The 12,112-nt window shown below is 66.1% G+C and carries 11 protein-coding genes; 6 read left to right on the top strand and 5 right to left on the bottom strand.

All coding sequences use genetic code 11. The features are described from left to right. Positions 1 to 30 precede the first annotated feature (30 nt). From mobA to ATF69_RS22610, 4 genes are all read left to right on the top strand, one after another. Positions 31 to 669 carry a molybdenum cofactor guanylyltransferase MobA gene (gene mobA, locus ATF69_RS22625; protein ID WP_146872360.1) on the top strand — a complete coding sequence of 213 codons (639 nt, stop codon included), beginning with the start codon at positions 31 to 33 and terminating at the stop codon, positions 667 to 669. 16 nt (positions 670 to 685) lie between these two features. Then, on the top strand, positions 686 to 1,258 hold the full coding sequence (locus ATF69_RS22620; protein ID WP_208758764.1) for a GNAT family N-acetyltransferase: 573 nt from the start codon (positions 686 to 688) through the stop codon (positions 1,256 to 1,258). A 19-nt stretch (positions 1,259 to 1,277) separates the two neighbouring features. Next, positions 1,278 to 2,633 carry a molybdopterin molybdotransferase MoeA gene (gene moeA / locus ATF69_RS22615; RefSeq protein ID WP_146872359.1) on the top strand — a complete coding sequence of 452 codons (1,356 nt, stop codon included), beginning with the start codon at positions 1,278 to 1,280 and terminating at the stop codon, positions 2,631 to 2,633. Between the two features lie 93 nt (positions 2,634 to 2,726). Further along, positions 2,727 to 3,053: a thioredoxin family protein gene (locus ATF69_RS22610; protein WP_146872358.1), complete on the top strand. Its 327-nt coding sequence runs from the start codon at positions 2,727 to 2,729 to the stop codon at positions 3,051 to 3,053. Positions 3,054 to 3,197: 144 nt separating this feature from the next. On the opposite strand, the gene ATF69_RS22605 is transcribed toward ATF69_RS22610, so the two are convergent. The 4 genes from ATF69_RS22605 to ATF69_RS22590 form a co-directional block, all read right to left on the bottom strand. Continuing rightward, positions 3,198 to 6,353, bottom strand: a complete 3,156-nt coding sequence (locus ATF69_RS22605; protein WP_146872357.1) for an efflux RND transporter permease subunit — start codon at positions 6,351 to 6,353, stop codon at positions 3,198 to 3,200. 40 nt (positions 6,354 to 6,393) lie between these two features. Then, the gene (locus tag ATF69_RS22600) at positions 6,394 to 7,812 is read right to left on the bottom strand and encodes an efflux RND transporter periplasmic adaptor subunit (protein WP_056743553.1); all 1,419 of its coding nucleotides are present in this window, start codon (positions 7,810 to 7,812) and stop codon (positions 6,394 to 6,396) included. Between the two features lie 192 nt (positions 7,813 to 8,004). Next, positions 8,005 to 8,454: a ribonuclease HI gene (gene rnhA, locus ATF69_RS22595; RefSeq protein ID WP_015013609.1), complete on the bottom strand. Its 450-nt coding sequence runs from the start codon at positions 8,452 to 8,454 to the stop codon at positions 8,005 to 8,007. A 76-nt stretch (positions 8,455 to 8,530) separates the two neighbouring features. After that, the gene (locus ATF69_RS22590; protein ID WP_235511540.1) at positions 8,531 to 9,385 is read right to left on the bottom strand and encodes a class I SAM-dependent methyltransferase; all 855 of its coding nucleotides are present in this window, start codon (positions 9,383 to 9,385) and stop codon (positions 8,531 to 8,533) included. On the opposite strand from ATF69_RS22590, the gene gloB reads away from it, so the two are divergent. Beyond that, positions 9,384 to 10,160, top strand: a complete 777-nt coding sequence (gene gloB / locus ATF69_RS22585) for a hydroxyacylglutathione hydrolase (RefSeq protein ID WP_056743557.1) — start codon at positions 9,384 to 9,386, stop codon at positions 10,158 to 10,160. The two genes, ATF69_RS22590 and gloB, sit on opposite strands and share 2 nt — an antisense overlap. Then, entirely contained in the window at positions 10,157 to 11,686 is a 1,530-nt protein-coding gene (locus tag ATF69_RS22580; protein ID WP_146872356.1) for a transglycosylase SLT domain-containing protein, read from the top strand. Before gloB ends, ATF69_RS22580 begins: the two co-directional genes overlap by 4 nt. A gap of 75 nt (positions 11,687 to 11,761) precedes the next feature. Here the strand turns inward: ATF69_RS22580 and ATF69_RS22575 are convergent, their stop codons facing one another. Beyond that, positions 11,762 to 11,914, bottom strand: a complete 153-nt coding sequence (locus ATF69_RS22575; RefSeq protein ID WP_015013605.1) for a DUF3096 domain-containing protein — start codon at positions 11,912 to 11,914, stop codon at positions 11,762 to 11,764. Between the last annotated feature and the right edge of the window lie 198 nt (positions 11,915 to 12,112).

The following is a 12,112-nucleotide window of genomic DNA, read 5'->3' as shown; positions in this document are numbered from 1 at the left end:
GCAAACTACCCATTGCCCACAGGATTTCAATTGATCAATCAGCAAGACATCACCGGCCTGGTCCTCGCAGGGGGCCGCGGCTCCCGCATGGGCGGGGTGGACAAAGGCCTGCAAAACTTTCGCGGCCTGCCGCTGGCCTTGCACACGCTCATGCGGCTACAGATGCAGACCGGCGCCACCATGGTCAATGCCAACCGCAATCTGGCGGCCTACGAGGCCTTTGGCACGCCGGTGTGGCCGGACGTGCTGAGCGACTACGCCGGGCCCCTGGCAGGCTTTCTGACCGGGCTGGAGCGCTGCGAAACCCCCTGGCTGCTGACAGTGCCCTGCGACACGCCGCTGTTTCCGCTGGACCTCGCCCAGCGCCTGGCGGCAGCGGCAGACGCCGAGGGCGCCGACATTGCCATGGCCGCAGCCCCGGAAGACGACGGCAAGGGCCAGATCACCGTGCGCCCGCAGCCGGTGTTCTGCCTGCTGCGCGTGGACCTGCTGGAAAGCCTGGTCGCCTTCACCCAGGCCGGGGGCCGCAAGATCGACGCGTGGACGGGCCAGCACCGCTGCGCCATCGTGCCGTTCGACCAGCCGGGCGACGACCCCCAGGCCTTCTTCAACGCCAACACGCTGGCCGAGCTGCACGCGCTGGAAAGCAGCAGCGCGCCCCAGGCCTGAGCTGCCCACCGACCCCATGAACCATCGCCCTCCCGTGGACGCAGTGGACCGAGTGGTACCAGCGGATGCTGGCGCGGTACACATCCGCCCCCTGGTCGCCGCCGATGCGGTGGCCTACAAGGCCCTGCGCGACGAGGCACTGCGCACGGCGCCGGATGCCTTCACCTCGGACTACGAATCCTCCGTGGGCCGCGATGCCAGCGAGTACGTGGCGCGGTTTGGCGCGCTGGAGTCCGGCCAGTTCTTTCTGGGCGCCTTCGATGCTGCAGGCCAGCTGCTCGGCTGCCTGGGTTGCGAGCGCGAACAACGCACCAAGCAGCGCCACTGCGCCGTGGTGGTGGGCATGATGGTGTCGCCTTCAGCGCAGCGCAGGGGCATTGGCCGGATGCTGGTGAAGGCCTGCGTGCAGGCTGCCCGCCAGGTGCCGGGGCTGACCCAACTGGTGCTTACCGTCACCGCATCCAACCCGCACGTGGTGCGCCTGTACGAGCAAGCCGGGTTCCGCGCCTGGGGCCTGCTGCCCAACGCCATCGTGGTGGATGGCGTGGGCTACGACAAGCTGCACATGGTGCGGCTGCTCTCCCATTGAATTCAAGCGAATCCCATTCATGAAAACCATTGCCCAGATTGCCGCCGAGCTGCAAGGCTACGACCCGCAGGCCCTGAGCGCTGCGGATGTGAACCAGTTTCTGGACCGGCTGATCGAGCCCGTCACCGCCACCGAAGTGCTGCCGCTGTTCAGCGCGCTGGGCCGCGTGCTGGCGCAGGACGTGATCTCCCCCGTCAGCGTGCCGCCCCACGACAACTCGGCCATGGACGGCTACGCCTTTGCGGGTGCGCAACTGGTGGCAGGGCAGCCGCTCACGCTGCGCGTGGTGGGCACCGCGCTGGCCGGCAAGGCGTGGGCGGGCACGGTGGCGGCGGGCGAATGCGTGAAGATCATGACCGGCGCCATCATGCCCGCGGGGCTGGACACCGTGGTGCCGCAAGAGTTCACAACCGCCGCTACTGACGGGCACATCACCATCGCCGCCGATGTGCTGCGCGCCGGTGATAACCGCCGCTTCAAGGGCGAGGACATCATGGAAGGCCGCGTGGCCTTGGCCTGTGGCGAGCTGCTGACGCCTGCCGCCCTGGGCCTGGTGGCCAGCCTGGGCCTGCCGACCGTCACGGTGTATCGCAGGCTGCGGGTAGCGTACTTCTCCACCGGCGACGAGATCCTGAGCCTGGGCGAGGCGCCGCGCGAAGGCGCCGTGTACGACAGCAACCGCTACACCGTGTTCGGCCTGCTCACGCGCATGGGGGTCGAGGTGATCGACCTGGGCGTGGTGCGCGACGAGCCCGCGCTGCTTGAAGCCGCCTTTCGCCAGGCAGCGCAGCAGGCCGACGCCATCATCACCAGCGGCGGCGTGAGCGTGGGCGAGGCCGACCACACCCGCACCATGATGAAAAAGCTGGGCGACGTGGCCTTCTGGCGCATCGCCATGCGCCCGGGCCGCCCCATGGCCGTGGGACGCATCGGCAACGCAGAAAATCAAGCCATTTCGGCCTCAAGCGCTAGTGCATCATGCGCTGACAGCTATCAAAATGATATCAATACACCCACCGGTGGCGCCGTGCTGTTCGGGCTGCCCGGCAACCCGGTGGCGGTGATGGTGACCTTTCTGGCCTTTGTGCGCCCCGCCCTGCTGCGCATGATGGGGTGCACCCGCGCGGCGCCCCCGCTGCTACGCGCCATCAGCACCGAGCCCATGCGCAAGAAGCCCGGCCGCACCGAATACCAGCGCGGCCTGGTCACCACCGCCGCCGACGGCACGCTGCAGGTGCGCACCACCGGCAACCAGGGCTCGGGCGTGCTCAGCTCCATGGTGCAGGCCAACGGGCTCATCGTGCTGCACCACGGCCAGGGCAACGTCGCGGTGGGCGATGCGGTAGACGTGATGGTGTTTGAGGGCGTGATCTGACACGGGAATGCGCCGCCAGCCGGCGCATGGCATCGACCGCCAAGGTAACCTGAAACCAGCCTCTCGCCCTGTTCACAGACCACGAATCACGCCATGCCCTACGCCGCACGACACCTTGCACAACCCCCATCCCGAGACGATGTGGACCGCCTGCCCGGCGCCACAGTGGTCGAGTTCGGCACGCCCTGGTGCGGCCACTGCCAGCGCGCCCAGCCGCTGATCGAAGCCGCCCTGAAGGACCGCGCGGACATTGCCCACGTCAAGGTGGAAGACGGCCCTGGCCAGCGCCTGGGCCGCACGTTCGGCGTGAAGCTCTGGCCGACACTGGTCTTCATGAAGGACGGCAAGGAGGTGGCACGCCTGGTGCGCCCGCAAGGCGGCCAGGAATTGCAGGACGCGGTGCAGGCTGTGCTGGTCTAAGCCACCTGCACTGCAACCCGCTGGACCCAGACCTTACCCACGCTGACACCGCATAACAGAAAGCAGGCAGGGCCCTACCGGGCCCTTTCTTTTCTTGCTTTGCTTTGGCTGTTTTGGCAGTGCACTTTGCACTCCCACTGAAGGCTACTTGGCCACATAGTCGTGCGGGTGCAGCGGGTGGGCCGGCGCGTCCACTGCCACCGCCGTGTTGGCCCCCGGCACCGCCTTGCGGGCAAACAGCGTGTACATGGTGGGCACCACAAAAATGGTGAGCAGCGTGCCCAGCGACATGCCGCCCACAATCACCCAGCCGATCTGGGTGCGCGTTTCGGCGCCAGCGCCCGTGGCCAGTGCCAGCGGGATGGCTCCCAGCACCATGGCCCCCGTAGTCATCAGGATGGGGCGCAGTCGCTGGGCCGAGGCCTTGACCAGCGCGTCCACCATTTCCATGCCCTCTTCGCGCAGCTGGTTGGTGAACTCCACGATCAGGATGCCGTGTTTGGTGATCAGTCCCACCAGCGTGATCAGCCCGATCTGCGAATACACGTTGAGCGAGCCGCCGCTCCACTTGAGCGCCAGCAGCGCACCGATCATCGACAGCGGCACCGACACCATGATGACGAGCGGGTCGATGAAGCTCTCGAACTGCGCGGCCAGCACCAGGAAGATGAACACCAGCGCCAGCACAAACACCACACCCAGCGCGCCTTGCGAGTTCTTGAACTCGCGCGAGGTGTCGTTCAGGTCGGTGGTGTAGCCGGGCTTGAGCACCTTGGCGGCCGTCTCGTTCATGAAGGTGATGGCCTGGCCCAGCGAGTAGTCGGACGACAGGTTGGCCGTGATGGTGGCCGAGCGGCGCTGGCCAAAGTGGTTCAGCTCACGCGGACTCACGCTTTCGCGCACGTTGACCAAGCTGGTCAGCGGAATCATCGCGTCGTTGCGGCCGCGCACGTAGATCGTGTCGATGTTCTCGGGCGTGGTGCGGCCCCGCGCCTCGGTCTGCACGATCACGTCGTACTGCTCGGCATCGCGCTTGTAGCGCGTGACGGTGCGGCCGCCCAGCATGGTCTCGATGGCCTTGGCCACCACCTCCACGCTCACGCCCAGGTCGGCGGCACGTTCGCGGTTGACTTCGATGCGCAGCTCGGGCTTGTTCAGGCGCAAGTCCACGTCGGGGGACACGATGCCGGGGTTCTGCGCAATCTCGGCCATGAATGCGGCCACCACCTTGCTCAGGTTCTCGTAGCTGTCCGAGGTCTGGATCACGTAGGTGAGGGGTCGCGAGCGAAAGCCCTGGCCCAGCGACGGCGGTGTGATCAGAAAAGCATTCACGCCGGGCAGGCCCGCCACCTTGGGCTGCAGCTCCTTGGCCAGGGCCAGCGTGGTGCGGTCGCGCTTTTCCCAGTCCACCGTGCGGTAGATCACGCTGCCCTGTGCCACCGTAGGGTTGCCAATATTGGCAAACACGCGGTCGAATTCGGGGTAGGTGTTACCGATCTTTTCCAGCTCCAGCGCATAGCGGTTGGTGTAGTCCAGCGTGGCGCCGTCGGGCGCGGTCACACTGGCCAAAATGGTGCCCCGGTCTTCCAGCGGCGACAGCTCCTGCCGCATGCTGGGGAACACCAGCACCAGCGCCGCGCCGCTGAGGGCCATGACGCCCAGCACGATCCAGCGGGCCTGGAACAGCGCACCCCGCACGCCACTGCGCCCCGCGCCCGCTCCACCCCAGCGGGCCGTGACGATCCAGCGCAGCAGGCGGCCATAGGCATCCGAGAGTGCGGTGAGCCAACGCTCCATGGAGCGGTCAAACCAATTGGGATTCGGGTTGTGCTTGAGCAGCAGCGAGCACATCATGGGCGAGAGCGTCAACGCCACAAAGCCCGACACCACCACGGCCCCGGCCAGCGCCAGCGCAAACTCCACGAACAAGCGCCCCGTGCGGCCGGGTGTGAATGCGAGTGGCGCATACACCGCCACCAGCGTGAGCGTCATGGCCACGATGGCAAAGCCGATTTCGCGTGCGCCCTTGATGGCGGCAGAAAACGGGTCGAGCCCCTCTTCGATGTGGCGGTAGATGTTCTCCAGCATCACGATGGCGTCGTCCACCACCAGGCCAATGGCCAGCACCAGCGCCAGCAGCGTGAGCGTGTTGATCGAAAAGCCGGCCAGCGACATCAGCGCAAAACTGCCCACCAGGCTGACCGGGATGGTGATGATGGGGATGATGGACGCACGGAACGTGCGCAAGAACACAAAGATCACCAGGGCCACCAGCACCACGGCCTCGATGATGGTGGAGTACACGCTCTTGATGGAGCGGTCGATGAACAGCGAGTTGTCGTTGGCAATGTCGATGCCGATGTCTGGCGGCAGGTCGGCCTTGAGCAAGGGGATCATGGCGCGCACGCCTTTGGACAGCTCCAGCGGGTTGGCCGTGGCCTGGCGGATCACACCCACCGAGATCGCATCGCGGCCATTGAGCCGCACGCGGCTGCGGTCGCTGGCAGGGCCTTCTTCAACCCGGGCCACATCACGCACGCGCACCGAAAACCCGTTGACCGTGCGGATCACGATGTCGGAAAACTGCGCCGGGGTTTTCAGGTCGGTCTGGGACGTCACGCTGAACTCGCGCTGCTGCGATTCAATGCGGCCTGCTGGCAGCTCCAGATTGTTGCGGCGGATGGCGTCTTCCACGTCCTGCGTGGTCAAGCGATAGCCGGCCATGCGCTCGGGGTCCAGCCACACGCGCATGGCGTATTTGCGCTCGCCATAAATCGGCACATCCGCCACACCGGTCACCGTCTGCAACCGGGGCTTGACGATGCGGTTGATCAGGTCATTGATCTCCAGCGGGCTGCGTGTATCGCTGCTGAAGGCGAGCCACAGCACGGGCGATGCATCGGCCTCCACCTTGGCAATCACGGGCTCATCCACCGCGAGCGGCAGGCGGTTGCGCACACGGGCGGTGCGGTCGCGTACTTCAGCGGCGGCGTTGTCAGCGTCCTTCTCCAGGCGAAAGCGCACGCTGATCTGGCTTTGCTCGGCCCGGCTGATGGAGGTGATCACATCCACGGCGTCGATACCGGCGATGGAGTCTTCGAGCGGCTTGGTCACCTGCGATTCGATGACCTCGGCCGACGCGCCCGCATACCGCACGCTGACGGTCACCACGGGTTCGTCGATCTTGGGGTATTCGCGCACGGACAGGCGTGTGAAGCTCACCGCGCCAATCAACAGCACCAGCAGTGACAGCACGGTGGCAAATACCGGCCGGCGGATGGAGATTTCAGCGAGTTGCATGGCAGTCCAGAGGCATCAGAGGGTAAGGACAGGCAGTCCGTCAGACGGGAGGGCGGCTGCCAGTGGGCGTGGACCGGCTGGAGGTTCCGGCCAGCTGGCAAGGGTTGGGGCCGGGCAGCGGATCGGGTTCGCTGCGAGCCGCCATCACGCGGGCCACCGAGGGGGCGGCAGAAGGAGATGGAGATGCCGATGCCGCAGAGGTGCTCTGCGCAGGCGCATCAGCCACCGGCGATGCCTTTTGGCCCGCCCCAGTCGCAGCACCTGAAGCGCCCGGAGCCGGCCGCGTTGCCGCGGCCGCCGCACCACCGTTGCCCTGCTTGCCCAGCTCCACCACGCGCACCTCGGTGCCGTCCTTGCGGATGCGCTGCTGGCCCGCCGTGACCACCAGGTCTCCGGCGCTCAAGCCGTCCACCACCTCCACCCACCCAGGTGAACGGACGCCCAGTTTGACCGGCGTGCGGCGCGTCACCTTGCTGCTGGGCTCCTTGCCTTCTACCACCTTGAGCACATAGGGGCTGGTGCCGTCGGGCACGATGGCTTCCTCGGGCACCACAAGCGCGTCGCTGCGTTCGGAAAACACGGTCGTCACCCGCGCGAACATGCCGGGGCGCAGCTGCAGGCGGCGGTTGTCGATGCAGCCACGCACCGCGATGGCCCGCCCATCCGCATCGATCTGTGGGCTGATGGCCTGCACCACGGCGGCGTAACGCGCGCCCGGCAGTGCATCAAAGGTGACCTGCGCGGTCTGCCCCGGGCGCACCTTGCCCTGCAACCGCTCGGGCAGGCGGAAATCGACATACACCGCATCAAGGTCTTCGATGTTGACGATATCGGCCCCGTCCTTGAGGTAGTCGCCCACGTTCACGCCCCGAATGCCTGCGATACCATCGAACGGGGCCAGGATCTTCAGGCGCTGGGCCGTGGCCTGGGCCAAAGCCAGCTTGGCCTGGGCCACTTCCAGGTTGGCCGCACTCTCGTCCACCGAACGCTGGCTGATGAAGCCCTGGGCCACCAGCTCCTGATTGCGCTTGTGGTTGGCCCGCGCAATCGACAACTCGGCCTGGCTTTGCTGGATCTGCGCACGCGGCAATTGGTCATCCAGCTGCACCAGCACTTGCCCGCGCCGCACACGCTGGCCGTCACGGAAGTTGAGCTGGGTGATACGCCCGCCCACCTCGGGCCGCAGCATCACGCTCTGGCGCGACCGCAGGCTTCCCACGGCTTCGGCATCGTCGCGCAGCGCCATCTGCCGCACGGTCACCGTTTCCACGGCCACGGGGCGGCCAGCACCAGCGGGCGCGGTGCCACCAGCCGATGCGCCAGCGCCTGCACCGCCCGCCCCGACCTCGGCACGCTGCTGCGGCTGCACGGGCTTCTGCAGCCACCAGGCAGCGCCCGATGCGGCAGCGATGCCGATGACAGCGAAAACGAGGTACTTGTACTTGCTCTTGGACGCCATGGGTCAATCAATCCAGTGAGGTGGGATGCGCAGTCACACAATGTAACAGTGGGTGTGTGCAGCCGCAGCCACCCGCAGCAATATCCCGGAGCATTCGCCGCTGGGGCGTGATGGCCGTACTGGCCGCCTCGGACGCGGGCACAAAAAAAGCCTCCGAAGAGGCTTGCATGCGGTAAGCAGCTGGCAATGGATCTACCTGCGGCCCAGGGCCTGGTCCACGCCCCGGTTGGCCAGCGCGTCGGCCCGCTCATTGCCCGGGTCGCCCGAATGCCCTTTCACCCAGCGCCATTCGATGCGGTGGCCGCCGGTGCTGACCAGCGCATCCAGCCGCTGCCACAGCTCCACGTTCTTGACCGGCTGCTTGGAGGCCGTGCGCCAGCCCTTGGCCTTCCAGCCATGGATCCACTCGGTAATGCCCTTGCGCACGTACTCGCTGTCCAGGTACAGCGTCACGGCACAGGGGCGCTTGAGGGCCGACAACGCCTCGATCACCGCCATCAGCTCCATGCGGTTGTTGGTGGTACCCAATTCGCCGCCAAACAGCTCTTTTTCGGTCGCACCGGAGCGCAGCAACACGCCCCACCCGCCGGGGCCCGGATTGCCCTTGCAGGCGCCATCGGTGTAAATCTCTACCTGGTTCAAACTCTGTTCCTGACAATGAGGTGGATGGTTGCCATGACGGGGCATGGAAGCCCACGGCAACCGCGGAAGGCTGTGCTCAAGGCTTGTGCCGGGCTGCAGTGGGCGCAGTGCGCGAAGGATTCACCCCACTTTGAGACACCCGGTTGGCGATGGGCACGGTGCCCGCAGCACGCTGGCGGTGGGTGCGCCAGGCGGGCTCCAGCAAACGCATGCCATGCACCCGTTTGACGGCCACCAGAAAATACGCGGCACCCAGAATGGGCCACCATTTCTCACCCAAAGGGTCCATCCAGCCAAAACGCTCCAGCCACTGCGCGCTGCGCACCGCTGGACGATAACAGCCAAATCGGGCAGATTCGACCTCGAAGTTCAAAAGCCGCAGCCAATCGCGCAGGCGGCGATAGCCGATGAACTCGCCCACGTCGGGCAGATACAGCGTGCCCCGCCCCAGGCGCTGGTACAGCCGCGCACGCCGCTGCCGCAGGCCCCACAGGCTGGTGGGGTTCAGGCCGCTGATGACCACACGCCCTTCGGGCACCAGCACCCGCTCCACCTCGCGCAGCGCGGCATGGGGGTCGATGCTCAACTCCAGCGTGTGGGGCAACACCAGCAGGTCCAGGCTCGCTGCGGGGAAGGGCAAGGCCACAGGCTCGGTGAGCAGGTCCACCGCGCGGCGCTGCAGCGGCCCATCGTCATCACCGGTCTCCACAAAGGCGATGGAGCTCTCCACGGCCTCCTGCCCCATCGCCAGCCACTGGTGGGGCATGCGGTTGGCGCGCAGGCCGTCCAGCAGCGGCATGCCGAGCTGGAGACTGTGATAGCCAAAAATATCGGCCACCGCCTCGTCAAAGCGTGCCTGCTCCCATGCGAGCAGGTAGCGGCCAGGGGGGGAGTCGAACCAGTGGTGCAAACCTATAATTTGATCGCTCATGAACTTGCTACCGCTGCCCGCCTTTACCGACAACTACATCTGGATGCTGCACGACGGCCGCCAGGCCATCGTTGTGGACCCGGGAGAAGCCGCGCCGGTGGAGCAGGCCTTGCACCGCTGGGGCCTGTCATTGCAAGTCATTCTAGTCACGCACCACCATGCCGATCATGTCGGCGGAGTCGATGCCCTGCGCCAAGCCACCGGTGCACGGGTGTATGGCCCAGCGCGGGAGCGCATGCCCGAGCCGCTGGAGCGGCTGGCGCAAGGCGATACCGTCAACGCGCTGGGGTTTCAGTTCCAGGTCATGGACGTGCCAGGGCACACGGCGGGCCACATTGCCTACTACTGTCGCGAGATGGACGGAGCGCCCCTGCTTTTTTGTGGTGATACGCTGTTCTCAGGCGGTTGTGGCCGGCTGTTTGAAGGCACACCTGCGCAAATGCTCGACTCGCTGGACCGGCTGGCGGCACTGCCTGGCAACACCCGGGTGTGTTGCACCCACGAGTACACACTGTCTAACCTGAAGTTTGCGCGGGCCGTGGAACCTGGCAACGCCGCCCTGCTCCACTACAGCAGCCAATGCGAAGCCCTGCGGGAGCAGAACCAGCCCACACTGCCTTCGCACATGGCGCTTGAGCGAGACATCAACCCCTTTCTGCGCGTGCGGCAGGGCCCGGTGGCGCAAGCCGCCCAGGGCTACGACGCGCAGGTGCCCCTTGACGACGCCGTAGCGGTGCTGGCCGCGCTGCGTCAATGGAAAAACGAGTTCCGATGAAAATTTTGCACATTGCCTGCCTGGCCGGCCTTTTGTGGCTGACAGGCTGCGCCACTACGGGCTCGACGCCCGACCAGGCGTCCGCCAGCGGAAACACCACCAGCACCAAGGGCCCTGCGTCGCCCCACACCCCTGTCATCCCCAACGGCCCGCTCAAACCCATCACTGCCGCGCAAGCCACGAGTGGCGAGGTGGCATCGCTCTCAGCCCCCGCCGACTTGTGGGACCGCATCCGGCGTGGCTTTGCCATGCCCGACCTGCAGCATGAGCTGGTACAGGACCGCGAGCAGTGGTATGCCACGCGCCCCGACTACATGCAGCGCATGACGGAGCGTTCCAGCAAGTACCTGTTCCATATTGTTGAAGAGCTGGAACGCCGGGGGATGCCGACCGAACTGGCGCTGCTGCCCTACATTGAAAGCGCGTTCAACCCCCAAGCGGTATCGAGCGCCAAGGCCGCAGGCATGTGGCAGTTCATGCCCGCTACGGGCAATTATTTCGACCTCAAGCAGAACGCCTTCCGCGACGACCGTCGCGACGTGCTGGCGTCCACCCGGGCGGCACTCGACTACCTGCAAAAACTCTACGGCATGTTTGGCGACTGGCACCTTGCCCTGGCGGCCTATAACTGGGGTGAAGGCAGCGTAAGCCGGGCCATTGCCCGCAACCAGAAGCTGGGACTGGGCACCACTTACACCGACCTGAACATGCCTGCGGAGACCCGCATGTATGTGCCCAAGCTGCAGGCGGTCAAGAACATCGTGGCCAACCCCGATGCCTTCCGCACAGAGTTGCCCCTGATCGAGAACCACCCCTACTTCCAGACCGTGGACATCACGCACGACATCGATGTGTCGCTGGTGGCCACACTGGCGGGTATTCGCGAGGAAGACTTCCGTGCCCTCAACCCGTCGTACAAGCGACCCGTGATCCTCGCCGCCGGGACGCCGCAAATCCTGCTGCCCTGGGACAACGCCAAGGTCTTCCAGCGCAACCTGGAGGCCAAGCGTGAAGGCCAGTACGCGAGCTGGACCGTGTGGTCTGTACCCACCACCATGACGGTGGCCGAGGCGGCACAACGTGCCGGCATGAGCGAGGCGGATCTGCGCAGCATGAACAACATCCCGCCGCGCATGCTCATCAAAGCAGGCTCGGCGCTGATGGTGCCCCGCTCCACGACCACCCGGCAAGACGTGTCGTCCCACTTGGCCGACAACGGCCAACTGAGCCTTACCCCCGAGATCGTCACCCGCCGCACCACGGTGCGGGCCGGCAAGGGCGACACGGTGGCCAGCATTGCGCGGCGCTACAAGTTGGCAGCCGCCAACGTGGCGGACTGGAACGATGTGCGGGCGAATGCTGCATTCAAGGTGGGCCAGCAGATTGTGGTGTACCTGCCGGTGCGCCAGAGTCAGGCGCGCAGCAGCGGCGGCAGCGCTCGCGCATCGGCCGCCACCGCGGGCAAACGCCAGGCTCCAGCGCCTGCGCGGCGTGGCGGATCCCCCTCCAAGGTCAAGCGCCGCTGAGACGCAGGCGCCTCAGCAAAGCCACCTGGGCCCGGCGAAGCCCGGCATTGCTTGGCTGGTCGCTGGGCCCATGCATCAGAACCGGAGCGTGTGCATGCCCAGCAGCCCCAGGATTCCCATGATGATGAGATAAAGCGCCACGATGGTGCTGAGCAAACGCGGCATGACCAGAATGAGGATGCCTGCGATCAGGGAGACGAGCGGGCCGATGCTGAGGCTCAGCGACATGGTGGATAGTCCTTGAAAAATGGCACGGGAATGGGGCAGCACAAGTGCTGCGTGTGTAGCCTGCGCAATGCGTATCGCACGGTGCGATTGCGGTGCAGTGGCAGGTGGGCAGGCGGCTGACACTGTAGTCGATGCCAGGGCCCTCAGAGCCTGTTGACGATCTCGCAGGAGAGGTAAGCAGGCTCTTGGGGTCTCCCG

The sequence above is a fragment of the Acidovorax delafieldii genome, from assembly GCF_007993815.1.
GTDB classification, from domain to species: domain Bacteria; phylum Pseudomonadota; class Gammaproteobacteria; order Burkholderiales; family Burkholderiaceae_C; genus Acidovorax; species Acidovorax delafieldii.
The sequence above is the reverse complement of the archived record's forward strand: the minus strand, read 5'-3'. Positions and strand labels throughout refer to the sequence as shown.